General features: G+C 72.4%; 21 protein-coding genes. 5 read left to right on the top strand and 16 right to left on the bottom strand.

Annotation, left to right across the window (positions count from 1 at the left end; genetic code table 11):
- Positions 1–110 precede the first annotated feature (110 nt).
- Entirely contained in the window at positions 111–1,460 is a 1,350-nt protein-coding gene (locus ACFWZH_RS35530) for a class II 3-deoxy-7-phosphoheptulonate synthase (RefSeq protein WP_384441167.1), read from the bottom strand.
- Positions 1,461–1,725: 265 nt separating this feature from the next.
- Here ACFWZH_RS35530 and ACFWZH_RS35525 point away from each other — a divergent pair, with 265 nt between their 5' ends.
- On the top strand, positions 1,726–3,753 hold the full coding sequence (locus ACFWZH_RS35525; RefSeq protein ID WP_384441164.1) for an anthranilate synthase family protein: 2,028 nt from the start codon (positions 1,726–1,728) through the stop codon (positions 3,751–3,753).
- On the opposite strand, the gene ACFWZH_RS35520 is transcribed toward ACFWZH_RS35525, so the two are convergent.
- From ACFWZH_RS35520 to ACFWZH_RS35500, 5 genes are all read right to left on the bottom strand, one after another.
- On the bottom strand, positions 3,719–4,735 hold the full coding sequence (locus ACFWZH_RS35520; protein WP_384441161.1) for a 2-hydroxyacid dehydrogenase: 1,017 nt from the start codon (positions 4,733–4,735) through the stop codon (positions 3,719–3,721). The two genes, ACFWZH_RS35525 and ACFWZH_RS35520, sit on opposite strands and share 35 nt — an antisense overlap.
- Positions 4,736–4,913: 178 nt before the next feature.
- Positions 4,914–5,942, bottom strand: a complete 1,029-nt coding sequence (locus tag ACFWZH_RS35515; RefSeq protein WP_384441158.1) for a 6-phosphofructokinase — start codon at positions 5,940–5,942, stop codon at positions 4,914–4,916.
- Positions 5,943–6,216: 274 nt separating this feature from the next.
- Complete coding sequence (locus ACFWZH_RS35510; RefSeq protein WP_384441155.1) at positions 6,217–6,888, bottom strand: response regulator; 672 nt, start codon at positions 6,886–6,888, stop codon at positions 6,217–6,219.
- The gene (macS, locus tag ACFWZH_RS35505) at positions 6,885–8,153 is read right to left on the bottom strand and encodes a MacS family sensor histidine kinase (RefSeq protein ID WP_384441152.1); all 1,269 of its coding nucleotides are present in this window, start codon (positions 8,151–8,153) and stop codon (positions 6,885–6,887) included. The genes ACFWZH_RS35510 and macS overlap by 4 nt, the downstream gene beginning before the upstream one ends.
- A gap of 143 nt (positions 8,154–8,296) precedes the next feature.
- Positions 8,297–9,031 (bottom strand): lysophospholipid acyltransferase family protein, encoded by a 735-nt coding sequence (locus ACFWZH_RS35500; protein WP_384441149.1) that lies wholly within the window; start codon positions 9,029–9,031, stop codon positions 8,297–8,299.
- A gap of 224 nt (positions 9,032–9,255) precedes the next feature.
- Between ACFWZH_RS35500 and ACFWZH_RS35495 the strand changes: the two genes are divergently transcribed.
- Positions 9,256–10,062, top strand: a complete 807-nt coding sequence (locus tag ACFWZH_RS35495) for an alpha/beta hydrolase (protein ID WP_384441146.1) — start codon at positions 9,256–9,258, stop codon at positions 10,060–10,062.
- A complete protein-coding gene (locus ACFWZH_RS35490) occupies positions 10,049–10,681 on the top strand; it encodes a hypothetical protein (protein ID WP_384441143.1) in 633 nt (210 codons plus the stop codon). Before ACFWZH_RS35495 ends, ACFWZH_RS35490 begins: the two co-directional genes overlap by 14 nt.
- A gap of 44 nt (positions 10,682–10,725) precedes the next feature.
- Here ACFWZH_RS35490 and ACFWZH_RS35485 read toward each other — a convergent pair whose 3' ends face one another.
- The 6 genes from ACFWZH_RS35485 to ACFWZH_RS35460 all read right to left on the bottom strand — a co-directional run bounded on the left by ACFWZH_RS35485 (position 10,726) and on the right by ACFWZH_RS35460 (position 15,820).
- Positions 10,726–11,508: an endonuclease/exonuclease/phosphatase family protein gene (locus tag ACFWZH_RS35485; protein ID WP_384441140.1), complete on the bottom strand. Its 783-nt coding sequence runs from the start codon at positions 11,506–11,508 to the stop codon at positions 10,726–10,728.
- Between the two features lie 8 nt (positions 11,509–11,516).
- Positions 11,517–12,458, bottom strand: coding sequence for an ROK family glucokinase (locus tag ACFWZH_RS35480; RefSeq protein WP_384441137.1), 942 nt, complete (start codon positions 12,456–12,458; stop codon positions 11,517–11,519).
- Positions 12,459–12,514: 56 nt separating this feature from the next.
- Positions 12,515–12,991, bottom strand: a complete 477-nt coding sequence (locus ACFWZH_RS35475) for a DUF5304 domain-containing protein (RefSeq protein ID WP_384441134.1) — start codon at positions 12,989–12,991, stop codon at positions 12,515–12,517.
- A 190-nt stretch (positions 12,992–13,181) separates the two neighbouring features.
- Entirely contained in the window at positions 13,182–14,384 is a 1,203-nt protein-coding gene (locus tag ACFWZH_RS35470) for an ArsA family ATPase (protein ID WP_384441131.1), read from the bottom strand.
- Between the two features lie 2 nt (positions 14,385–14,386).
- On the bottom strand, positions 14,387–14,881 hold the full coding sequence (locus ACFWZH_RS35465) for an SRPBCC family protein (protein WP_384441128.1): 495 nt from the start codon (positions 14,879–14,881) through the stop codon (positions 14,387–14,389).
- 162 nt (positions 14,882–15,043) lie between these two features.
- Entirely contained in the window at positions 15,044–15,820 is a 777-nt protein-coding gene (locus tag ACFWZH_RS35460) for a metallophosphoesterase (RefSeq protein ID WP_384441125.1), read from the bottom strand.
- Positions 15,821–16,106: 286 nt separating this feature from the next.
- Here ACFWZH_RS35460 and ACFWZH_RS35455 point away from each other — a divergent pair, with 286 nt between their 5' ends.
- Positions 16,107–17,903 carry an AMP-dependent synthetase/ligase gene (locus tag ACFWZH_RS35455; RefSeq protein ID WP_384441122.1) on the top strand — a complete coding sequence of 599 codons (1,797 nt, stop codon included), beginning with the start codon at positions 16,107–16,109 and terminating at the stop codon, positions 17,901–17,903.
- A 516-nt stretch (positions 17,904–18,419) separates the two neighbouring features.
- Here ACFWZH_RS35455 and ACFWZH_RS35450 read toward each other — a convergent pair.
- Complete coding sequence (locus tag ACFWZH_RS35450; protein ID WP_384441173.1) at positions 18,420–19,562, bottom strand: glycosyltransferase family 4 protein; 1,143 nt, start codon at positions 19,560–19,562, stop codon at positions 18,420–18,422.
- Between the two features lie 178 nt (positions 19,563–19,740).
- On the opposite strand from ACFWZH_RS35450, the gene ACFWZH_RS35445 reads away from it, so the two are divergent.
- A complete protein-coding gene (locus ACFWZH_RS35445) occupies positions 19,741–20,991 on the top strand; it encodes a glycosyltransferase 87 family protein (RefSeq protein ID WP_384441119.1) in 1,251 nt (416 codons plus the stop codon).
- Here the strand turns inward: ACFWZH_RS35445 and ACFWZH_RS35440 are convergent.
- The 3 genes from ACFWZH_RS35440 to ACFWZH_RS35430 form a co-directional block, all read right to left on the bottom strand.
- Positions 20,948–22,327: a hypothetical protein gene (locus ACFWZH_RS35440; protein WP_384441116.1), complete on the bottom strand. Its 1,380-nt coding sequence runs from the start codon at positions 22,325–22,327 to the stop codon at positions 20,948–20,950. The two genes, ACFWZH_RS35445 and ACFWZH_RS35440, sit on opposite strands and share 44 nt — an antisense overlap.
- A 52-nt stretch (positions 22,328–22,379) precedes the next feature.
- The gene (locus tag ACFWZH_RS35435) at positions 22,380–23,420 is read right to left on the bottom strand and encodes an NlpC/P60 family protein (protein WP_384441113.1); all 1,041 of its coding nucleotides are present in this window, start codon (positions 23,418–23,420) and stop codon (positions 22,380–22,382) included.
- A gap of 309 nt (positions 23,421–23,729) precedes the next feature.
- Complete coding sequence (locus ACFWZH_RS35430; protein WP_384441110.1) at positions 23,730–24,755, bottom strand: NlpC/P60 family protein; 1,026 nt, start codon at positions 24,753–24,755, stop codon at positions 23,730–23,732.
- Positions 24,756–24,990 lie beyond the last annotated feature (235 nt).

The raw sequence follows: 24,990 nt of genomic DNA, 5'->3' as shown, positions 1-24,990 counted from the left end.
CCCTTCTTTCGCTTTGTGGGTTTGTGGGGTGTTTTTTTTTGTGCCTTCGTCGGGGGGGGGGGGGCCCGCCCCCCCCCCCCCCCCCCCCCCACTTCCGTGCATTTCACCGCTTACTGATCGCGGTACATCTCCGCCACCAGGAACGCCAGGTCCAGCGACTGGCTGCGGTTGAGCCGCGGGTCGCAGGCGGTCTCGTAGCGCTGGTGCAGATCGTCGACGAAGATCTCGTCGCCGCCGCCCACGCACTCGGTGACGTCGTCACCGGTCAGCTCGACGTGGATGCCGCCCGGGTGCGTGCCGAGGCTCTTGTGGACCTCGAAGAAGCCCTTGACCTCGTCCAGCACGTCGTCGAAGCGCCGGGTCTTGTGACCGGAGGCCGCCTCGAAGGTGTTGCCGTGCATCGGGTCGCAGATCCAGGCGACCTGCGCGCCGGAGGCGGTGACCTTGTCGACCAGCTCGGGGAGCTTGTCGCGGACCTTGTCCGCTCCCATGCGGGTGATGAAGGTCAGCCGGCCCGGCTCACGCTCCGGGTCGAGGCGCTCGATGAGCGTGAGCGCGTCCTGCGGCGTGGTCGTCGGGCCGAGCTTGACGCCGATCGGGTTGCGGATGCGCGAGGCGAACTCGATGTGCGCACCGTCCAGCTGACGGGTGCGCTCGCCGATCCAGACCATGTGGCCGGAGACGTCGTAGAGGTTGCCGGTGCGCGAGTCGACGCGGGTCAGCGCCGACTCGTAGTCGAGGACCAGCGCCTCGTGCGAGGAGAAGAACTCCACCGTCTTGAACTCCTCCGGGTCCACCCCGCAGGCGTTCATGAAGTTCAGCGCACGGTCGATCTCGCGGGCCAGCGCCTCGTAGCGCTGCCCGGAGGGCGAGGACTTCACGAAGTCCTGGTTCCAGGCGTGCACCTGCCGCAGGTCGGCGTAGCCGCCGGTGGTGAAGGCGCGCACGAGGTTGAGGGTCGCCGCGGAGGCGTTGTACATCCGCTTCAGCCGCTGCGGGTCCGGAATGCGGGCCTCGGCGGTGAACTCGAAGCCGTTGACGGAGTCGCCGCGGTACGTCGGCAGGGTCACCCCGTCGCGGGTCTCGGTGGGCTTGGAGCGCGGCTTGCTGTACTGGCCGGCGATCCGGCCGACCTTGACCACCGGGACGGACCCGGCGTAGGTGAGGACGGCGCCCATCTGCAGGAGCGTCTTGAGCTTGTTGCGGATGTGCTCGGCGGATACGGCGTCGAAGGCCTCCGCACAGTCGCCGCCCTGAAGCAGGAACGCCTCACCACGGGCGACCGCTCCCAGGCGCTCGCGCAGCTGGTCGCACTCGCCCGCGAAGACGAGCGGCGGATAGGACTCGAGCTCCGCGATCACATCGCGCAGAGCCTCTTGGTCCGGCCAGTCAGGCTGCTGCGCCGCGGGCAGGTCTCGCCAGGTGTTGCCACCGGCGTGGGTTTCAGCGTTCACGGTCACATGCCCCACATTACGGGGTCCCGAAGAGCTGTCCGTCCGCCATCCGGACTTTGAGACGCACCGCACTCGGACGGTCCGGTAGGGTGCCCCCCGTGTACACGCGACCGTTCATGAACCAGGACTGGTGGTGGACCGCTCATCCGGCGGCCCACTGATTCGCGCGCACATCCCAGACTTCGCGAAGGCCGCCCGAGGGCGGCCTTCGGCGTTTCCGGCGGCCCTTCCTCCTCCCGGCTCTTCCCGGCCCTTTCCGGAAGGACCCGCCATGCACCGCGCATCCCGCCCCGCCCGCGGCGACGCCGCCGCGCTCGTCCAGCGGCTGCTCGACCCCGCCTGCCCGCCGTTCGCCCTGCTGCGCCGCCGGTCCCCCGGCCGGGAGGCGGCCTCCCCCACTCTCGGCTTCGCTCGACCGGGAGGTGCCCCCATCGTCGAGGTGCTGATCGGCGAGGTGACCGAGGTCGCGCGGCTGGCCGACATCCCACTGGCTGAGACGCCGTCCCAGGAGCCGGTCATCGACGCGCTGGCGCTGATCCCGTTCCGGCAGATCCGCGAGCGCGGCTTCCGGGCCCACGACGACGGCACCCCGCTGGCGGTGCTGCGCCCCCACGAGAGCCACGAGCTGCCCCTGGAGGAGGTGCTGGCGGCGCTGCCTGCGCACGACGTGCGGGTGACGGACGGGGCGTTCGACGTGGACGACGACGCGTACGCCGAGATCGTCGAGCGGGTGGTGCGGGACGAGATCGGCACCGGCGAGGGGGCGAACTTCGTCATCCGCCGGACGTTCGAGGGCACCCTCGCGGACTTCTCGGCCGCCGACGCGCTGGCGCTGTTCCGGCGGCTGCTGGCCGGCGAGCGCGGCGCGTACTGGACGTACGTCGTGCACCGCCCCGGAGTGCGCACCCTGGTCGGCGCCAGCCCCGAGGTGCATGTCCGGATGAGCGGAGGCACGGTCGTGATGAACCCGATCAGCGGCACCTACCGCTACCCGGCCGGCGGCCCCACCCCCGAGAGCCTGCTGGCGTTCCTCGGCGACCGCAAGGAGGTCGAGGAGCTGTCGATGGTGGTGGACGAGGAACTGAAGATGATGTGCACCGTCGGCGACCGGGGCGGGGTGGTGATCGGGCCCCGCCTCAAGGAGATGGCGCACCTCGCGCACACCGAGTACGAGCTGCGCGGCCGCTCCACCCTTGATGTGCGCGAGGTGCTCAAGGAGACGATGTTCGCGGCGACGGTCACCGGGTCGCCGGTGCAGAACGCCTGCCGGGTCATCGAGCGGCACGAGCCGGTGGGGCCGGACGGGCACGGTCGCGGCTACTACGCGGGCGCGCTGGCGCTGCTCGGCCGGGACGCCGGGGGCGCGCAGACGCTGGACTCGCCGATCCTGATCCGTACCGCCGACATCGTCGTTGGGGGCACCTCCCGCTCGAGCGAAGCCGAGAGTGGGGCAGGCCGGCTGCGGGTACCGGTTGGTGCGACCCTGGTGCGCGCCTCCGACCCGTACGGCGAGGTCGCCGAGACCCACGCCAAGGCGGCGGGCGTGCTCACCGCGCTGGGGGTCCGCGCGGCACCGGCGCACCCGGCCGCCGGGGGCCCGGCACCGCGGCTGGCCGACGACCCGCGGGTGCGGGCCGCGCTGGACGCCCGCCGCGCCGACCTCGCGCCGTTCTGGCTGCGGATGCAGACCACCGCGCCGACCGCCGAGCTCAGCGGGCACGCCCTGGTCGTCGACGCGGAGGACACCTTCACCGCGATGCTCGCGCATCTGCTGCGCACCTCGGGGCTGACCGTGACGGTGCGCCGCTTCGACGAGCCGGGGCTGCGCGAGGCGGCCCGCGCGCACCAGGGCCCCGTCGTGCTGGGCCCCGGGCCGGGCGATCCGTCCGACGCCGCCGACCCCAAGATGCGCTTTCTGCGCTCCCTGACCGCCGAGCTGGTCGCCGAGCACCGCCACGGTCTGCTGGGCGTGTGCCTGGGGCATGAACTGCTCGCCGCGGAGCTGGGGTTGGACATCGTCCGCAAGGAGGTGCCCTACCAGGGCGCACAGGAGCGGATCGACTTCTTCGGGCGCCAGGAGACGGTCGGCTTCTACAACACCTTCACGGCCCGCTGCGACGACCGCACGGAGGCCGAACTGGCCATGCACCGCGTCGAGTTGAGCCGGGACGCGGAGACCGGCGAGGTGCATGCGCTGCGCGGGCCGGGCTTCGCGGGGGTGCAGTTCCACCCCGAGTCGGTGCTGACGCTGGACGGCGCCGCGGTCACCGCGCAGCTGCTGGCAGCTGTCCTCGTGTGACCAGCATGTTCTCGTTGGTGCGGCCGGTCAGATAGTCCTCGACGTTGGCCACGGTGGCCTCGATGATCTGGCCGACCGCCTCCTGGGTGAAGTACGCCTGGTGCGCGGTGACCAGTACGTTGCCGAAGGTCATCAGGCGGGCGAGGGTGTCGTCGTCGATGACGTCCAGGGACTTGTCGAAGGAGAAGATCCCGGCCTCCTCCTCGTAGACGTCCAGGCCGACGCCGGTGAGCCGGCCCGCCTTGAGCGTGTCGACGAGGGCGGCGGTGTCGACGAGCCCGCCGCGGCTGGAGTTGATCAGGATCGCGTCGTCCTTCATGGCGGCCAGCGCGGCGGCGTCGATGAAGTGCCGGGTGTCCGGCACCAGCGGGAGGTGCAGCGTGATCAGGTCGGCCTCGGCGAACAGCCGCTCCGATGCGACGTACTTCATGCCCAGCTCGACACAGCGCGGATTCTCGGCGATGTCCCAGCCCAGCAGGTGCATCCCGAAGCCATGGGCGATCCGGGTGAACGCCTCGCCGATCCTGCCGGTGCCGAGCACGCCCGCCGTGCGTCCGCGCAGATCGCGGCCCATCAGGCCGTCCAGCCGGAAGTCGAAGTTGCGGGTGCGGTGGCCGGCCCGCATCAGCCGCCGGTCGACGGCCAGCGCGAGGGCCCAGGCGAATTCCGCGACCGAGTACGGCGAGTAGGCCGAGACCCGGCCGACGCTCATGCCGAGGTCGGCCGCGGCCTGGAGATCGATGTTGTTGAAGCCCGTGGAGCGCTGGGCGACCATCTTCGTCCCGCCGGCCGCGAGGGTCTGCAGGACGTCGGCGCTCAGATCGGCGTTGACGTGGGTACTGACGATCTCGTAGCCGTGCGCGATGGGGGCGGTGTCGCGGTTGAGGGAGACGTCCAGGCTGCGGATCTGGTGGTGGCCGGCGAAGGCCCGCTCCAGGAACGGACGCTCATCCACCTGTACGCCGAAGGCGATGATCTCCACGCGCTCTCCCGGTTCTCCCGCCGGTTCAGTGTCACCGCCGGTGAGCGGCCCCGCCGAGGGACGAGGGGCCGCACATCGGTGCATATGCCGCGTAAGCGAATATACGACCCATAGCCCGGCGGTGCCCCCGGAGCGCGGACGGGGGCACCGAGGGCAGGCCGTTCGGGAGCGTCCGGCCTCAGCCGAAGAACACGCCGACCTCGGCGTAGCGCGCCGGATCGACCGTCTTGAGCTTCGCGGTCGCCTCCGCGATCGGCACCCGGACGATGTCCGTGCCGCGCAGCGCGACCATCTTGCCGAAGTCGCCGTCGCGCACCGCGTCGATGGCGTGCAGCCCGAAGCGGGTGGCCAGCCAGCGGTCGAAGGCGCTGGGCGTACCGCCGCGCTGGGTGTGCCCGAGCACCGTCGTACGGGCCTCCTTGCCCGTACGCGCCTCGATCTCCTTGGCCAGCCACTCCCCCACGCCCGACAGCCGGACGTGCCCGAAGGAGTCGGTGGAGTCGTCCTTGAGCACCATCTGGCCGTCCTTGGGCATGGCGCCCTCGGCGACCACCACGATCGGGGCGTAGCGCACCTTGAAACGGGAGTCGATCCACCGGCAGACCTGCTCGATGTCGAAGCGCTGCTCGGGGATGAGGATGACGTTCGCCCCGCCGGCCAGACCGGAGTGCAGCGCGATCCAGCCGGCGTGCCGGCCCATCACCTCGACGACCAGGACGCGCATATGGGATTCGGCGGTGGTGTGCAACCGGTCGATGGCTTCGGTGGCGACGCCGACGGCGGTGTCGAAGCCGAAGGTGTAGTCCGTCGCCGACAGGTCGTTGTCGATGGTCTTGGGGACGCCGACACAGGGGATCGCGTGTTCGTCGGAGAGCCGCGCCGCGACGCCGAGGGTGTCCTCGCCGCCGATCGCGATCAGCGCCTCGATCTCGTGCTTGGCGAGGTTGTCCTTGATCCGGCGGACGCCGTCGTCCTGCTGGAAGGGGTTGGTCCGCGAGGAGCCGAGGATCGTGCCTCCCCGGGGCAGAATGCCGCGTACCGCCGGGATGTCCAGCGGCAGCGTGTCGCCTTCGAGAGGCCCGCGCCAGCCGTCCCGGAAGCCGACGAAGTCATATCCGTACTCCTGGGTGCCCTTGCGGACGATGCCCCTGATCACCGCGTTCAGACCCGGGCAGTCGCCGCCACCGGTCAGTACTCCGACCCGCATCGCTGCAATCACCTACATCCCGTTTCAGTGGCCGCGCACGGCCATGGTCGATCCGACGCCGGTCACGCTAATGGTGATCTGGGTCACTCTGGGATGGGACAAACGGTGATTCCGGTGATTTACCGGGGAGTTGACGCGAGGTGTTCACCCGTACGAGCGGACCGCTCCGGGACACGGCCCGGCCCCGGCCCGGGAATCCGGCACATGCACCGAAACTCCCCCGGAACCCCCGCACGTCGCCGGGCCTGCGACCGGGGACCCGCGCTCCGCCCGCTCACGCCTCGTCGAGGCCGCGCTCTATCGCGTAGCGCACCAGCTCCACGCGGTTGTGCAACTGGAGCTTGCCGAGGGTGTTCTGGACGTGGTTCTGCACCGTGCGGTGCGAGATGACCAGCCGCTCGGCGATCTGCTTGTAGGACAGCCCCTTGGCCACCAGGCGCAGCACCTCGGTCTCGCGCTCGGTCAACTGCGGGGCGCCCGGCTCGTCCGGTGTCGCCGGGGCGGGCTCCGTCGCCAGCCTGCGGTACTCGCCGAGCACCAGGCCGGCCAGGCCCGGTGTGAACACCGCGTCGCCGGCGGCCGTGCGCCGCACCGCGTCCAGCAGCTCCTCCGTGCTCGCCGACTTCAGCAGATAGCCGGTCGCACCGGACTTGACCGCCTCCAGCACATCGGCGTGCTCACCGCTGGCGGACAGCACCAGGACCCGCAGCGCCGGATTGGCGCCGACCAGCTCCTTGCACACCCGCACGCCGGGCAGCCCCGGCAGATTGAGGTCCAGGACCAGCACCTCGGGCGAGGCGGCCTGCGCCCTGCGCACCGCCTGGAGGCCGTCGCCGGCCGTCGCCACCACGTCGAAGCCGGCCTCCGACAGATCCCGCGCGACCGCATCGCGCCACATCGGGTGGTCGTCGACCACCATGACCCTCAGGCCCGTCTGCTCACTCACGCCGTCGCCTTCCCCCGTCTTCCGCCCTCGGACTCCGCGCCCTTGGGGACCGTCAACTCCACTTCCGTACCCTGGCCGGGGACCGAGACCCACTCCGCGCTGCCGCCCAGATCCCGCAGCCGGCCGCGGATCGACAGGGCCACCCCCAGCCGGCCCTCGCGCTCGGCGTCCGCGAGCCGGCCCTCGGGAATGCCGGGGCCGTCGTCGCGGACCGTCACGATCACCGCGTGCGGTTCGTCCTCCACCAGGATCCATGCGTGGGCGTCGGCCCCCGCATGCACCCGCACATTGTCCAACGCGGCACTGACAGCGGCCGCGAGCTCCGCCGCCGCGGCGGCCGGCAGGCTGACCGGGGCGCCCGGTTCGGAGAACGTGACACCGGCGCCGGCGTGCGGCGCCAGCAGCGCCCGGACGTCGCAGGGCTCACCGCCGGCCGGTGACGACACGCTCTTGGACGCCGCTGCCCGGCCCGCCGCGCCCTCCTCGTACGGCACGGAGCGCGCCTCGCCGTCCCCGCCGGCCTCGTGGGGCACCGGCCGCGCGGTGCCCGGCCGCGCCGACGGCACCAGCCCGCCGGCGACCAGGGTCCGCAGCGCGACCTCCTGTTCGCCCGCCATCCGGCCCAGCTCCGCCGCCTCCCCCCCGATCGCGGCGCCGCGCCGCTGCACCATCGCCAGCACCTGCAGCACGCTGTCGTGGATGTCGCGGGCCAGCCGCTCCCGTTCACGGGTCGCGGCCTCGATCTGCAGCGCGCGGGCCAGCGTGCGCTCACTGGCGCGCGCCACCTCGACGACATAGCCGATCGCGACGCTGGCCACCCACACCAGCACCACGTTGTGGATGGTGTCGCGGGCCAGTTCCTGACGCACGACCAGATTGGCGACCGCCACCGCGCTGGAGGCCACCGCGGCCCAGCGCCAGCCGCCCTTGATCGCGAAGCCCAGGACCGCGCCCGCCGCCCAGATGGACGGCAGCGTCGGCGCACCGTCCATGATCCGGGCGCGGCTGTCGACCAGCAGGGTGAGCAGGATCCCGCCGACCGCGAAGCCGAGGTCGGCGATCAGGAAGTGCCGGGTGCAGCGCTCGGGGGAGGTGGTACGCCGCCAGGTCAGCGCCATCCAGACGGTGAGCGCGCCCATGTAGGCGACGGCGACCAGCGGATGCTCGTACTTGCGGTACGAGAGCGCGACCAGGCACAGGGTGTAGACGAGGGTGAGGACGCGGTAGCCGGTGAGCGCGCGCCACAGCGGGAGCTCGACGGACATCCGCACCACCTTGGGGTGCTTGCCGTGGCGCCTGGCGGTCGTCCCGCCGCTCACCGTCCGTATGCCCGCGTCCGTCACTGCCGGCCCCCAACCCCTCGCCGGACGCACCCGCGCCCGGCCTCGGCCCTGCCCGTCACTTCGGCCTATTCGGCGGCGGCCTTCTTGGCCTGCTCCGCCTCGGCCTTCTTCTTCGCCTCCACGGCCTTGGCCGCCTCCGCGATCTGCCGCTTGGCGGCGGTCGCGTAGATGTCGACGTACTCCTGGCCCGACAGCTTCATGATCTCGTACATGACCTCGTCGGTGACCGACCGCAGGATGAAGCGGTCGCCCTCCATGCCCTGATAGCGGGTGAAGTCCAGCGGCTTGCCGATACGGATGCCGGGCCGGATCATCTTCGGCACGATCTTGCCCGGAGGCTGCACCTTCTCGGTGTCGATCATCGCCACGGGGATGACCGGCGCGCCGGTGGCCAGCGCCACACGGGCCAGACCGCCCGGCTTGCCGCGGTAGAGCCGGCCGTCCGGGGAGCGGGTGCCCTCCGGGTAGATGCCGAACAGCTCACCGCGCTCCAGCACCTCGATGCCGCTCTTGATGGCCGCCTCGCCCGCGCCCCGGCCTCCCGACCGGTCGACCGGCAGCTGGCCCACGCCCTTGAAGAACGCCGCGGTCAGCTTGCCCTTCACACCGGGCGAGGTGAAGTACTCGGACTTCGCGATGAAGGTGACCTTGCGGTCGAGCACCGCGGGCAGGAAGAAGGAGTCCGAGAAGGACAGGTGGTTGCTCGCGAGGATCGCCGGACCCTCGGCGGGAATGTTCTCGATGCCTTCCACCCAGGGCCTGAAGGCAAGCTTCAGCGACCCGCCGATGGAAAACTTCATTGCGCCGTAGATCAACCGACTGCCTCCTGTGTGTGACGCAAAGACCTTAACCTGCCTCGGTGACACGCTGGCCCCGACGGGGCGGCGAAGGTGCGCGACGGCAGGTGCACGCCCGCGTACGGGCCCCTCACCCGCCCGCGAGCGCCGTCGGACCTACCCGCTCGCGGTCACTTTGCGTACCCTGAGGTAACTCGCCAGGCCCTCTCATCGATCGGAGTCCCCCGGTGCCGTTCCTTCCCGGAGCCGAGCCGTTCCGCCGTGACGGCGGAGAGGTCGGCGTCCTTGTGTGCCACGGCTTCACCGGCTCCCCCCAGTCCGTCCGCCCCTGGGCCGAATATCTGGCCGACCAGGGGCTGACCGTCTCCCTGCCGCTGCTGCCCGGTCACGGCACCCGGTGGCAGGACCTGCAGATCACGACCTGGCAGGACTGGTACGCCGAGGTCGACCGCGAGCTGCGCGCGCTGACCGAGCGCTGCGCCAAGGTCTTCGTCTGCGGCCTGTCGATGGGCGGCGCGCTGGCGCTGCGGCTGGCCGCCAAGCACGGCACCGCGATCAGCGGAGTGGCCGTGGTCAACCCCGGCAACAAGGTGCACGACGCGGCCGGGCCGCTGCTGCCGGTGCTGCGCCACCTCGTACAGACGACCAAGGGCATCGCGAGCGACATCGCCAAGCCCGGCGTCGAGGAGGTCGGCTACGACCGGGTGCCGCTGCACGCGGCGCACTCGCTGCGCCTGTTCTTCCAGCAGGTGGACTCCGAACTCCCGGGCGTCACCCAGCCGTTGCTGGTGATGACCAGCCCGCAGGACCATGTCGTACCTCCGGTGGACTCCGAGCGGATCCTCGCCCGGGTCTCGTCCACGGACGTCCGCCAGACCCTGCTGGAGCGCAGCTACCACGTCGCCACGCTCGACCACGACGCGGAGCAGATCTGCGAGGAGACCTTCGCCTTCATCTCCCGGCTCGCCCCCGAGGCGCGGGCGGACACGGCGGACACGGCACAGGAGGGGACGGCGGCCCGTGGCGGAGCGTAGCCCCCGCGACCCCCGGGATCCGCTGGACGAAGAGGCCGCCTGGGCCGAGATCGTGGCGGGCTACGGCGAGCAGCCGTCGTTCCCCGAGGCGGACGGCGACACCAAGGACGCCCCGGGCACCGCGGACGCCCCCGGCTCCGAAGACACCGCGGCCGACAAGGACGACAAAGACGGCAAGGACGGCCCGGGTCCCAAGGGCGCCGAGGACTCTCCGGAGGAGCCGCCGCGCACGGACGGGGCCACGGGCAAGGGTGCCGGCGAGGGCGGCGCCCCGCGCCCCGGCAGCTTCGTCGTCTTCGCCCCGGGCGTCGGCCCGCGCGACTGGTCCACCACCGAAGCGTCCGACGACGACTTCGACGAGAGCGACGAGGGCCACTTCACCCCGCCCGAGCCGCCTCCGCTGCCGAAGGCCGACACCACCACCAAGTTCGCCTGGCTCGCCGTACTCGGCGGCCCGCTGCTCCTGGTCGCCATGGTGATCTTCCAGCAGCCCGTGACCTGGTGGATCACGGTCCTGGGCATCGGCGGGTTCCTGGGCGGATTCGCCACGCTCGTGGCGCGGATGAAGAACGACGACGAGGACGACGACCATCTGCCGGGCGGCGGCGCGGTGGTGTGAACCCGGTGGTGCGCACCGAGTGGTGCGCACCAGGGGCCCTTCCCCTACGCGCTCGGAGAGCGGGGTGTCCTCGGGGCGTCGGCCGGTACCCGCAGGGCCGCGAGGACGGGCAGGTGGTCGGAGGCGGCCAGCAGGTCCGCGTCCCGCAGGCCGGGCAGGCCGCGGGGCACTCCGCAGCCGAGCACCTCGACACCGTCGCTGGTGAACACCGCGTCGATGCGCTGCCGCGGCTCCCGGGGCGTGGAGGTGAACTCCCCGCCCCACGGCTTGGCCGCCCAGCCGTCGGTGAGCGTGCCCGCCACTCGCCGGAAGCTCCGGCCCTCCGGCCGCTCGTTGAGATCGCCCCCGGCGACCGCGTGCGGCACCCCGAGGCCCGCCACCCGCTCCAGCAGCAGCCCGGCCTGCTCGTACCGCTCCCGGTCGGCGAGGCTGAGATGGCAGCTGAGGACGCCGAGCCGGGCGCGGCCGATGCGGACCACGGCGGTGGCGAAGCCGCGCTGGTGCAGCCCGGGGGTGCGGGGCAGCAGGACGTCCTCCGTACGCTCCACATGGGCGCGGAGGGTGGCGAGGATCATCGGGCCGGCGGTCGTGCCGCCACCGGTGACGTAGACCAGCCCCGCCGAGCGGGCCAGCCGCTCGGCGGCCTTGCGCCAGCGGAAGAACCGCGGCGCCTCCTGGATCAGCACGAGATCGGGGGCGCAGGCCCGGATGACCCTGGCCAACGCCGCCCGGTCGTCGCGCATCGAGCGGATGTTGTAGCTGAGCACACGGACCAGCGCCGCGCCCTCCTCGGTGCCGGACGCGGGGAGTCCGCGGTGCTCAGCCACTCTCCGCGTCAGCCCTGGCGCGCCAGGTCGGCCGCGCCGACCAGTCCGGCCTTGCCGCCGAGCTGCGCGGCGAGCACCTGGGCGTGCGGCCGGTACTGGTTGCCGACCAGCCAGCGGCGGAAGGACTTGCGGATCGGTTCGAGGACCAGCTCGCCCTCGTCGGAGACGCCGCCGCCGACGATGAAGGCGGAGGGGTCGAAGAGCGAGGCGAGGTCGGCCAGGCCGGCGCCGGCCCAGCGGGCCAGCTCGCGGAAGGAGTCGATGGCCACCGGGTCGCCCTGGCGGGCCGCCTCGCTGACGTGCCGGCCCTCGATGCCCTCGGAGGTGCCGTCACCGAGCGACAGCAGGATCTGGGCGTTCTCGGGGGTGGCGAAGGCGCGCTGGCGGGCGTAGCGCAGCAGGGCGCGGCCGGAGGCGTACTGCTCCCAGCAGCCCTGGCTGCCGCAGCCGCACAGCAGGCCGTCGGGCACGACCCTGATGTGGCCGAACTCGGCGGCGACGCCGAAGCGGCCGCGGCGCAGCTTGTTGCCGATGATGATGCCGCCGCCCAGGCCCGTGCCGAGCGTGATGCAGATGACGTCGCTGTGGCCCTGGCCCGCGCCGAACTTGTACTCGCCCCAGGCCGCGGCGTTGGCGTCGTTCTCGACGACGACGGGCAGGCCGACGCGCTGTTCGACCTTGTCCTTGAGCGGCTCGTGGCGCCAGTCGATGTTCGGTGCGAACAGGACCGTGGCCCGCTTCTCGTCGACGTACCCGGCTGCGCCGATGCCGACGGCCTCGATGCGGTGGCCGGCGCCCACTGTGCGGACCGCGTCCGCGATCGCCTCGGTCAGCGCGTCGGTGGCCTGCGGGGTCGGCACCGTGCACGTCTCAAGGATCGAGCCCTCTTCGTCGACCACGCCGGCCGCGATCTTCGTGCCGCCGATGTCGACGCCGATGGTGAGTCCCATGTGTCCCTCAGTTTTTCGCTCGAACCCCGCCAGGACCCACCGTACCGGAGCCGGGATCAGTCGAGATCGATTCGCTCGGTGCCGGTGGGGCCGTCGTCGTCGCGCGGGTCGTCGCCGCGGCGGCCCTCGGGCCGGTCGTCGACGTCGTCGCGGGTCCAGCGGCGCTCGCTGCCCTCGACGGCGGAGCGGTAGGCGGCCAGCAGTTCGGAGCCGGCCGCGGCGAGGTGGTCGAAGATGCCGGGGTTGCGCTCGATGACCGGCTCGACGGCGGCCTTGGCCTGCTTGAGGAGCTGGCTGACGGCGCTCTGTGCGGCGACCCCGCCGAGCGCGCCGGGCAGCTGGATGCCGGCGAGCTTCTCGGTCACCGCGTCGGCGAGCTTGCGCAGTTCCTCGGCGGCGCTGGCCGGCGGCGGACCGTAGGTGGCCCGGCGGCGGGCCTGCTCGGCCGCGAGGTCCTCGGCGCAGGCGGTCTCCCAGGCGTCGGCGTCGGGCTCGGCCTTGCGGTCGGCGGGGCGCTCGGTGGCATCGCTCATGTTGAACTCCGTGGACTGCTGCGGCGAGGCGGTACGGCGAAGGGGTGCGGGCGGGCCCGTCGGGACACGGCACGTCGAGGCGGGCACGCCGATGCGGCGGCTCACCCTCGACGTTACCCGAACGGTGGTATCGGGGTGGGGCAAGTCGCACGGGTCGGGCCGGACGAGGCGCCGGCCCGCACCCCGCGCTTCAGTCGTTCTTGGGCCACAGGTCCGGATCCGGGCTGAAGCGGATCTCCAGGACGCCGTCGCGCAGTCCGGCGCCCGAGACGGTGCAGCGGCGCAGCGCGGAGGGGAGCGTACGGATCCGGCGGAAGCGGCCGACCGTCACCACGATCTCGTCGCCGCGGCGGACCAGGCCCAGTCCCCTGCGCTCGGCGCCGGGCAGCGGCACCCGCCAGACCAGGATGCCGTCGGTGGCCAGGCGGTCGTCGACGGTCCACGGGTCGGTGCGCGGCTCCGGCTCGGGGTGGGTGTCGCCGAGTTCACCGGCCGGCCCGTCGATCAGCTCGTCGAGCTCCTCGACGCCCTGGGGGTCGCGGCCCAGGTGCGGCACCTCGTGGACGGGCACGTCCGGGAACTCCTCGCGCAGCGCCTTGAGGGCGGTCTGCTGGCTGCCGGAGAGCGCGGAGAGGAAGGGGTCGGCGGAGCCGGTGGGCAGCAGCCGGTTGACGACCACGCCGTCGGTGCGCCGGCCGTGCAGCGCGAGTCCGGCGCGGATGGTGCGCAGGTTGGCCGCGGCGACCGGGCCGGCCTCGGTGACCAGGCGTACGGACGTGCCGGGGTCGTCGATCGCCCGCTGGACGGCGGCGAGTTCGTTCTCCCAGCGCTCGGCGGCCTCGTACAGCTTCTGGGCCGGCATCGGGACGCCGGCGAGCTGGGCGAGCACCGGGCGTAGCGCGCGGGCCGCCTGGCGCTCGGGGGGCAGCAGCCGGCGCAGGTAGCGGCGTACCTGGTTCGGCAGGGCCAGCAGCCGGATCGTTTCGGCAGCCGAGGGCATGTCGACGACGACGATGTCCCAGTCGTCCGAGGCGTGTTCGGCGCGCAGCGCGTGCAGCAGCGCGAAGTCCTCGGAGCCGGGGAGTTCGGTGAGTTCGTCCTCGTCGAGGGGGGCGGCGCCCAGGAGGTCGAGGGCGACGCCGGCGCGCTCCTGGAAGGCGAGGAACTCCTGGCGGAAGCGGTCCGCGGGGTCGATCCGGCGGGCGTGCAGGCCGGGCGCTATCGGGGTGGGGGCGTCGGCTCCGAGGGGGGTGCCCAGCACCGTTTCCGGCGCGCTGCTGTCCGTGGTGAGCAGCAGCGCCCGCGCGCCCCGCCGGGCGCCGGCCAGGGCGGTCGCGGCGGCGAGCGTGGTGCGGCCGGCGCCGCCGGGGCCGGTGACGAGGACGATGCGCACGCTCAGAGCTTCTTGGCCTCGTCGGCGGACTCGGCCTGGTCGGCGGGCCCGGCGTCGGGGCCGCTCTCGACGCGCTTCTTCAGCCCGGCCAGCGCGCGGTCGATGATGACCTTCTCGGCCTTGCGCTTGATCATGCCGAGCATCGGGATCTTGACGTCGACGGTGAGCTGGTAGGTCACCTCGGTGCTCTTGCCGTCGTTCAGTGCCGCGAGACGGTAGGAGCCGTCGAGGGCGCGCAGCATCTGGGACTTGACCAGGGACCAGCTGACCTCGTTGGCGCCGGTCCAGGTGTAGGCGAGGGTGTGGTCGTCCTTGATCGCCCCGGCGTCCAGCAGGAGGCGCACCTGCGCCGCGCGGCCCTGGTCGTCCTTGGCGAGCACCTCGGCCTTCTGGACCTCGCCGGTCCACTCCGGATAGCGGTCAAAGTCGGCGATCACTCCCATCACCTCGGCGGGTGCCGCCTCGATCGTGATGCTAGAGCTGGTGTGTTCGGCCATCGCCGTGACTCCTCCATGCCGATTCGTGCCGGTCCGCCGACGTTTTCCCCGAGCTCTCAGCTTCGCTGGAGCGAGGGAGACCCCATTGCGCGGTGTCCGCAATATGGCGTCTCTGCTGCTGAAGGCTACCGCGCGGGCGATGGGCGGTGGACGCGGCCGGGCTCACCACTCCAGGACGTAGGGCGTTCCGGTCGCGTTGAAGTGGCCGACATTGACGCATTCGGTGCCCCCGATACGGATCCGGCGGGCGAGCGGCTGGTGTACGTGGCCGAAGAGGGAGTACCGCGGCCGGGTGGTGCGGATGGCGTGCAGCAGGGCCGCGCTGCCGCGCTCGAAGCGGCGGGCGACGGTGTCGTAGCAGAGTTCGGGGACGTCCGGCGGGATGTGGGTGCACAGCACGTCCACCTCGCCGACCGCCTCGATCTTGGCGGCGTACTCCTCGTCACTGATCTCGTAGGGCGTCCGCATGGGGGTGGTCAGCCCGCCGCCGACGAAGCCGAAGACCCGGCCGCCGATCTCCACCCGCTGCCCGTCCAGGACGGTGGTGCCGGGCCCGGCGTATTCGGGCCACAGGCGCGGCATGTCGACATTGCCGTAGGTGGCGTACGTGGGGGTCGGGAAGGCCGCGAAGAGTTCGGCGTACTGCCGGCGGACCGCGGTCTCGATGACGGCCTCGCGGCCGCCGCCCGTCCGGTCCAGCTCACTCCACAGCCGGCGGCCGAGTGCGCGGGCCTCGTCGAAGCGCCGGGCGGTGCGCAGTTCGACGAGCGCGCTGGCGTTGGCGACGCCGAAGAGGTCGGGGAAGATGCCGCGCGAGTGGTCGGCGTAGTCGAGGAAGAGGACCAGGTCACCGAGGCAGACCAGGGCGTCGGCGCCGGTCCCGGCCGCCGCCAGGTCCCGACTGTTGCCATGTACGTCACTGACCACATGCACGCGCATGGCGTCACCCTAGATCGCGGGTGCGGGCTTCGGGAGAGCCCCCCGTGCGGTGCGACCGATGAGTGGTTACTTTCGGGTCACCGACCGGCTGGTCTAGTCTGCGCGGGACAGTCCCCATGGCGTTTCCGCAAGCGTGTGACGCATGAAACATCTGGCCGTTCCCCCCTATCCCAAAAGCAATACCCATGGGTAACGTCCGGGCAGTCCAATCCCCCTTGCTTGATCATGGACCGCCGCCGGTGTGCACACAGCGTCGTGGCGCCGGCGCTTTTGAGGAGCAACAGTCTTGCGCGAGTTCAGCCTTCCGGCCCTGTACGAGGTCCCCGCGGACGGCAACCTGACGGATCTCATCCGCCGAAATGCCGCGCAGCACCCGGACGTTGCCGTCATGGGACGCAAGGTGAACGGGCAGTGGCAGGACGTCACCGCCGTCACCTTCCTCGCCGAGGTCCGCGCCGCCGCCAAGGGCCTGATCGCCTCCGGAGTCCAGCCCGGCGACCGGGTCGGTCTGATGTCGCGCACCCGCTACGAGTGGACGCTGCTGGACTTCGCCATCTGGAGCGCCGGCGCCATCACCGTCCCCGTGTACGAGACGAGCTCCGCCGAGCAGATCCAGTGGATCCTCGGCGACTCCGGCGCGGTGGCCTGCCTGGTGGAGACGCCCGCCCACGAGGCGGCCGTCGAGTCGGTCCGCGACCGGCTGCCCGAGCTGGCGAACATCTGGCAGATCGAGCGGGACGCCATCGCCCGGCTGCAGGCCGCCGGCTCCGAGCTGTCCGACGACGAGGTGGACGCGCGCAGCGCCCTCGCCGACGCGGACTCGCCCGCCACCATCGTCTACACCTCCGGCACCACCGGCCGCCCCAAGGGCTGTGTGCTCAGCCACCGCAGCTTCTTCGCCGAGTGCGGCAACGTCGTCGAGCGACTGCGGCCGCTGTTCAACACCGGCCACTCCTCCGTCCTGCTCTTCCTGCCCATCGCCCATGTCTTCGGGCGCCTGGTGCAGGTCGCCTCCGTGATGGCCCCCATCAAGCTGGGCCACGCCCCCGACATCAAGAACCTCACCGACGACCTGGCCTCCTTCCGGCCGACGCTGATCCTGGGCGTCCCGCGGGTCTTCGAGAAGGTCTACAACTCGGCGCGGGCCAAGGCGCAGGCCGACGGCAAGGGCAAGATCTTCGACAAGGCCGCGGAGACGGCGATCGCCTACAGCCGCGCCCTGGACACCCCCGCCGGCCCGGCGCTGGGCCTGAAGCTGAAGTACAAGGTCTTCGACCGGCTGGTCTTCGGCAAGCTGCGGGCCGTCCTCGGCGGCCGCGCCACCCACGCCATCTCCGGCGGCGCACCGCTCGGTGAGCGCCTCGGCCACTTCTACCGCGGCATCGGCTTCACCGCCCTGGAGGGCTACGGCCTGACGGAGTCCTGTGCGGCCACCGCCTTCAACCCCTGGGACCGCCAGAAGATCGGCACCGTCGGCCAGCCCCTGCCCGGCTCGGTCGTGCGCATCGCCGACGACGGCGAGGTCCTGCTGCACGGCGAACACCTCTTCACCGAGTACTGGAACAACCCCTCGGCCACCGAAGAGGCGCTCTCCGACGGCTGGTTCCACACCGGCGACATCGGCACCCTCGACGAGGACGGCTACCTCGCCATCACCGGCCGCAAGAAGGAAATACTGGTCACCGCCGGCGGCAAGAACGTCGCCCCGGCCGTGATCGAGGACCGTATCCGGGCACACGCCCTGATCGCGGAGTGCATGGTCGTCGGCGACGGCCGGCCCTTCATCGGCGCGCTGGTCACCCTCGACGAGGAGTTCCTCCCCCGCTGGGCCGAGGAGCACGGCCACCCCGCCGACATCACGCCGTCGCAGATCGCCAAGGACCCGGAGCTGCTGGCCGCCGTCCAGCGCGCCGTCGACGACGGCAACGCGGCCGTCTCCAAGGCCGAGTCGGTCCGCAAGTTCCGCATCCTGCCGACCCAGTTCACCGAGGAGTCCGGCCATGTCACCCCGTCGCTGAAGCTGAAGCGGAATGTGGTGGCGAAGGACTTCGCGGAGGAGATCGAGGCGATTTACCGGGGGTAGGGCGCCGCACGTTTTCGGCTTTCCCTCCGTGGGGGTTTCGCTCGTTTTCGCCTGCGGCCCTTTCGCTGCGCTTTGCTGCGGTCGACTTTTCTGGCTGGCCCGCCGTGGGTGTTGCTCGCCGTTGCGCCTGCGGCGGGCTGGTTGCCGCTGCGCGGGGCGTTTTCGGCAGCGGGTGCGCCCCTCCGGACTCCGTCCTGCGGTCCGCCCCCTCCCGTGGGTGGGAGGGGAGGAGACCGGTGGGGGTGCACGTCAGCGTTCGTGTGCCGGTAGTCGACGGACGGGGCCCGCCCCCACCGGCCTGTATTCCACCCACCACGGGAGGGGACAGACCGTAGGACGGAGTCCGTAGGGCTGTCACCGCACCCGACACACAACCGCCCGCCGCAGGCGAAACGGCGACAAGCCCCCACGGCGGGAAAGCCGACAACGTGGGCCGCAGCAAAGCGCAGCGGAGGGGCCCGCCGCCAGGCGCAACGGCGAGAAACCAGCACGGCGGGAAAGCCGAAAACGTACGGGCTAGAGCAGGCTCCGCAACCGCTCCGCGAGACCGTCCCAGCGCCACCTCTCGGCCACCCACGCGCGGCCCCGTTCGCCCATCGTGCGGCGCAGTTCGGGGTCCTTCAGGAGGGTGATGATGCGGTCCGCGGCGGGGGTGGGGGCGCCGCCGGGGACGACCCAGCCGGTCTCGCCGTCGAGGACGGCGTCGGGGGCGCCGCCGGAGTCCCCCGCGACCACCGGGAGCCCCGTGGCGGACGCCTCCAGGTAGACGATGCCCAGGCCCTCGACGTCGAGACCGCCGCGGCGGGTGCGGCACGGCATCGCGAAGACGTCGCCGGCGCCGAAGTGGGCCGGCAGCTCCTCCCAGGGGACCGCGCCGGTGAAGCGCACCGCGTCCGCCACGCCCTTCTCCTGGGCCAGGGCGCGCAGTTCCTTCTCGTACGGGCCGCCGCCGACGATCAGCAGCACCGCGTCGGGCACCGCGGCGACGATGGCGGGCATCGCCTCGATCAGGGTGTCCTGGCCCTTGCGCGGGACGAGGCGCGAGACGCACACCACGACCGGGCGGCCGGTGAGGCCGAGCCGGGCCCGTACGGCGTCGCCGCCGGAGCCGGGGTGGAAGGTCTTCTCGTCGACGCCGGGCGGGAGTTGGACCATGCGCGCGGCGGCCTGCGGGGTGAGCGCGGCGGCGATCCGCGAGCGGGTGTACTCGCCGAGGTAGGTGAGGGTGTCGGTGCCCTCGCCGATCCGGCGCAGCAGTTGGCGGGCGGCGGGCAGCTGCGCCCAGCCCGCCTCGTGGCCGTGGGTGGTCGCCACGATGCGGCGGGCGCCGGCCGAGCGGAGCGCGGGCGCCATCAGCCCGAGCGGGGCCGCGGCACCGAACCATACGGAGGAGCAGCCGTGTTCACGCAGCAGCGCGGTGGCCCGCCGGGTCACCCGGGGCGTCGGCAGCAGCATCGTCGTACGGTCCCTGACCACCGGGAACGGCTGCTCGGCGTCGAAGGCGGCGGTGGCCGCGAGACCCTCCTTGCTGCGCTTCCAGGTGGAGGCGTAGACGACGACCTGGGAGGGGTCCAGGCGCAGCGCCATGCTGTGCAGGAAGGCCTGGATGCCGCCGGGCCGGGGCGGGAAGTCGTTCGTGACGATCAGGGTCTTGTGCACGATGGTCTCTCGACGGTCGGTCCGAGCGGTCGCTCTCGGCGGTTCGGGCCCGACAGTACCGGGCAGCGCGCCGCCGGGGGCGGGCCGCCCCGCCACGCCGGTGCCCGCCGTGCCGCCGCGGACGGTCGCGCCGGGCATGATGCGGGGAGCAGCGGGAAGGGGCGGCGAAGAGGTGGCGATGACCGGCGGTGGCGGAGTGCGTGGCGGGTGGCTTCCGGTCGTTTGCTGGGCCGTGACGCGGGCCGTGGTGCTGCTGTGTGTGCTGAGGGTGGTGGTGCTGCCGGGGCCGGATGTCACCACCGATGTCTCGGTGATCTACCAGGGCTGGTACGACGTCCTGAAGACCGGTACGTACCCGCTGGACGATGTGACCTGGCAGTACCCGCCGGCGGCCGCCCTCGCCGTCCTCGCGCCCGGTCTGCTGCCGTTCCTCGACTACGCCCCGGCGTTCTTCGTCCTGGTGCTCGTCGCCGACGCGGCGGGACTCGCGCTGTTCCTGCGTGCGGGCCGGCGGGCCGGCAACCGGCCGGCCGGGGCCTGGGTGTGGATCGCGGGTGTGGCGTTGCTGGGCCCGACCGCGTACGCCCGCTACGACCTGATGGTCACCGTGGTGGCCGTCGCGGCGCTCTTCGCGGCGGTGCGCCGGCCGCGGGTGGCGGGCGCACTGGTCGCGTTCGGCACCCTGCTGAAGGCCTGGCCGGCGCTGCTGCTGGCCGGGGTGGCGCTGCGCGGCCGCCGGGCGGCCGCCCTGTGGCGGAGCGCGGGCGCCACCGCGGCCGGGCTGACCGTGTGCTGTGTGGCCGCCGCGCCGGGCGCGCTGGCCTTCCTCACCTTCCAGCGCGACCGCGGCACGGAGGTCGAGTCGCTCGGCGGGCTGGTCTTCCATGTCGCGCGCCATTACGGGTGGGACGGCCAGGTGCTGCTCAACTACGGCTCGGTGGAGTTCCTGGGGCCCGGTGTGGAGCTGGTCAGCTCCCTGGCGCTGGCGCTGAGCGGGGCAGCCGTGGGCTGGCTGGTGCTGTGGCGGCTGCGGGCCGGTCCCCCGACCCGCGCGACGCTGTGCGACGCGGCCTTCACCGCCACCCTGCTGTTGACGACCACGAGCCGGGTGATCAGCCCGCAGTACATGCTCTGGCTGGTGGGGCTGGGAGCGGTGTGCACGACCGTACGGGCGAGCCGTCAGGCGCTGCCGACGGTGCTGGTCGTGCTCGCCACCGGGGTCACCCTGCTGGAGTTCCCCCTCGGGTTCGCGCACGTCGTGGCGAGCGATCCGCGGGGCGTCGCCCTGCTGGCCCTGCGCAACGGGCTGCTGGTCGCCGCGTCACTGCTCGCCTGCCGGCGGCTGTGGGCCGCCAACCGCGGCCCCGTGGACGGTACGGAGCCCCTCAGCGCAGCTGCTTACGCACATACGCCCGCCACTGTGCGGTGAACTCCGCGAGGCCGACGCCCAGATGGGCCCGCATGGCGCGGTCGGTGCGGTCGGCGCGGGTCAGCGGGCGGTAGCCGGAACCGGCCGCCGGCGACGCCGGGCGGGCGCCGCTCGGTGCCACCGTGGCCGCCTCCATCGGCACGCCCCCGGTCGCCGCCGTACGCAGCCCGCTCCGGCCCGCCGCCCGGTAGAAGGCGAGCAGCTTCGCCTCGCCCCACCTCTCGGCGATCATGCGGCAGGCCAGCCAGCTGCCCTCGTACGCCTTCGCCAGCCGGTCGGCGCCGGCGCTGAAGCCGAAGTCGGCGTCGGTGGGCAGCTTGGCGGGGAGCTTGCCGCTGTGGACCGCGCGGGTGAGCTCGGGGGCGGTGGTGGCGGCCTTGCGGTGCGTGCCGCGGTAGGCGACCCAGTCGGCGAAGCCCTCGGAGAGCCACAGGGGGGTGGCCGCGGTGGTGACCGTACGGGTGGCGACATGGGTGGTCTCGTGGGTGAGGACCACCTTGCGGCCCAGGTCGTTGAGCTCCTCGTAGGCGTCGGGGTTGATGATCACGCGGTCCGCCGGGGCGGCCGTGGTGACGCCCGCCTCACCGGTGGTGACCGCCGCGATCCCCCGGTAGCCGGAGGGGTCGTCGCTGCCCATCAGCTGCGCCATCTGCTCGACCGAGTCCGGCGCCTCCACCACGACCTTCCGCGCCCACTTGCCCTTCCAGGCCGCGGAGACCGCGGGCACCGCCTGGTCCGCGCGGCGCGCCAGGTCCTTGAGCCGGTCGAGGTGGGCGGCACCGCCGAGGACCAGGCTGTGCCGGCCGTGGACCACCCGTACCGGGCCCTGGTCCCACAGCTGGCGGGTGCCGCTCTTGCCGGCCGCCGCGCCGTCGCTGTCCGACGAGATCAGCCAGCGTCCGTCGCGCTCGGTCAGGGTGAGGTACTGCACGGCGTTGACCGGCGCGGTGTCGTAGCCCTTGAGGCGGTAGCGCAGCCGGACCTTGGCGGCCAGCCGTTCGCCGCCGCCGGGGCCGGCGAGGGGGAAGGCGTCGGTGGAGTCGAGGTCGTAGCGCCAGTCGGTCAGCGGTATGCCCGACAGGTGGGCGAACACGGCGCGCTGGCGGGCGCGGTAGCCGGTGGCGCGGGGGTCGACGGCGGCCAGGAAGCCCGCCTCGTCCCGCTTCTGGACGGCCCGCGCCCGGTCGTCGAGCATCCGCTGGACGTCCGGGAAGCGGGCCGAGGAGGAGGTCCTGGGCGCGCAGCCGGCCAGGGGTGCGAGCAGCGCGAGGCCGGTCGCGACGGCACAGCCCGCCGCCCCGGCCCGCGACGGCCGTCTCGCCCACTGGTGTGACATGCGGCCGATCGTAATTCCGGCCCGGCCGGGGCAAAAACGCTGGGGCGCTCTCTCAGGGCCTGGTGACGGACGAGATCGGCATCATCCCGACCGGGTCGTAGCGCACCCGCGCGCCGGGATGGGGCGCGTGCACGACCTGGCCGTTTCCGACGTACATGCCGACATGACTGGCATCCGAGCGGTAGATGACCAGGTCGCCGGGCTGCACCTGGCCGAGCGGAACCTGCCGGCCGGCGCCGCGCTGGCCCTGCGAGGTACGGGGCAGCCAGACGCCGGCCCAGCTGTAGGCCCATTGGGTGAGTCCGGAGCAGTCGAAGGCGCCGGGGCCGTTGCTTCCCCAGGCGTACGGGGAGCCCACGGCGGCGCGCGCCGCGTCGACGGCGGCCGCGGCCCGCCCGGAGGCCGGTACGGCGCCACCGAGGTCGGGGATCATCTCGCCGCGCCCGTCGCTCCTGGAGATCCGGTCGTAGGCCGCTCTGGCCTCCATGGGGAGCGCGTTCAGCAGCCGCTGGGCGACGGCCAGCTTGCGCTGGACGTTCCTCTTGTGGCGGGCGACCTGCCGGCGGCTGGACTCCAGCTCGGCCAGCTTCCCCGCGGTGTCCCGGCGCTGGATTTCCAGGGTGTGCTGCGCCGCTCGCAGTTCGCGCAGGTGGGTGGCCTGGACGGCGCCGAGCCGGTGGAGCGCGGAGGCCTTCTCCAGGTAGCTGTCGGGCCGTTCGGAGAGCATCAGCTTCAAGGCGGGGTCGAGACCGCCGGCCCGGTACTGGGCGGCGGCCAGCGCCCCGATCCGGCCGCGCATGCGGTTGACCCGCTCCTGGGCGCGGGCGGTGCGGTCCTGGAGGGTGGTCGCCTCGTCGCGCAGCTTCCTGGTGCGGGCGTCGGCGCCGTTGAACTTCTCGGTGGCCCGCTCCGCCTGCTCGTAGAGCGTCCGGACCCGCGCCAGCGCCGCGTCGCGGCCGGCGGGGTCCGTGGGGGAGGCGGAGGCCGGCGGTGCCGACAGTCCGGCGGCCGCGGTCGCCAGCGCGGCGGACAGCAGGGTGACCCCGGCGAGGGTGCCCTGGCCGTGCTGTGCGGGACGGCGGTGGGACGCCACGAGAGCCACACTCCTTCCGATGGGGGTCCCGCCTGCTCGTAGGGCCCTCCCCTGCTTGAGCGGAGCCGAGAGCCTGGGGGGCCGGCCGAGAGCGTGGGGGAATCCCCTGTCGCCCGGGAGGGCGCGCGGTGACCGGATGTTGCGAGGGCAGACAGTAACCGCGCCGGTGCACACCGGCCAAAAACCCCATTCGGTGCACAAAAAGCCGCCCCGCCGGTGACTGTGCAGGTCACCGGCGGGGCGGGAGGTCAGCGACGAAGGCCGCAATTCGCCCGTTCGGGCGGCAGGTTGAGGCTGTGGCGCGTCCCGTCAGACCCGCACGCCGAACATGAACGGCATGTTGTTGATCGACTCGTAGCGCACGGAGGCACCCGGCTTCGGGGCGTGCAGCACCGTGCCGTTGCCCGCGTAGAGGCCGATGTGGTGCAGGTCGTCGTAGAAGAGCACCAGGTCGCCGGGCTTGAGGGCGTCCTGCGAGCCGATCCGGGTACCGGCGTTGGCCTGCGCCTGCGAGGTGCGCGGCAGCGACTGGCCGGCCTGCTGGTACGCCCAGGAGGTCAGGCCCGAGCAGTCGAAGGACGACGGGCCCGTGGCACCCCAGACGTAGGGCGAACCTATCTTGGACTGCGCGGCGGCCAGGGCGGCCGCGCCGCGCTGCGAGGCGGGCACGTCGTTGCCGAGGTCGGCGCGCTCGTTGCTGCGGTCGGCACGGGCCTGCTCGGCCTCCATGGCCGCCCGCTCCTTGGCCGTCAGGGTGTTGAGCAGCTGCTGCGCCTTGGCGAGCTTGCCCTTGATCTCGTCCTTCTTCTCGCCGAGCGCCTTACGGGTCTCGGTGAGGTCCTGGATCTTGCTCGCGGCCTCCGCGCGCTCCTGGGCGAGCCGGCGCTGCTTGTCCGCGATGGTCTTGAGCTGCTCGGCCTGCTTGCCGCTCAACTGGTCGAGGGTGGCGGCCTTCTCGAGGTAGGTGTCCGGGTCGCCGGAGAGGAACAGCTGCACCGAGGGGTCGATGGAGCCGCTGCGGTACTGGCCGGAGGCGACCGCGCCGAGGCCCTTGCGGAGCTGGTTGAGCTCACCCTGCCCGCGCGCGACCTTGTCCTGGAGGTCGTCGACCTCCTTCTGGAGCTTGTCCTGCTGCTCCTTGACCCCGTTGTACTTCTCGGTGGCCTGCTCGGCCTGCTCGTAGAGCTTGTCGACCTCGGACTTGACGTCCTTCTTCGACGGCGAGGGGGCGGCCTGGGCGGCCTGGGACGAAAGGGCCACGGCCGCCGCGGCGGTGGCGGTCAGCACGGTCACGCGGGTACGGCTCGGCTGCTTGGGTCGACGGTGGGACGCCACGGGGGCGAGCTCCTTCTTCCTCCAGCCGCCTACCGGGAAGTGGGGGGGGCAAGACCCCGGCTCCGCGTGAACGCCGCGGACTCGGCGGTACCTTCACTGTTCATCCCGGTTGGATGATCACCTGTATGAAGGTTCGCGCCCGACCTTAGTAACCGAGCTGTGATCGCTTCAAATCCTCATAGGAAAAATCTGCGCCACAAACCCCATCCTTTACCAACATCACACAGGCAGTGAG

Origin of the sequence: Streptomyces sp. NPDC059008 (assembly GCF_042749045.1) — a bacterium.
GTDB lineage: Bacteria > Actinomycetota > Actinomycetes > Streptomycetales > Streptomycetaceae > Streptomyces.
This window is presented reverse-complemented; position numbering and strand designations above follow the sequence as displayed.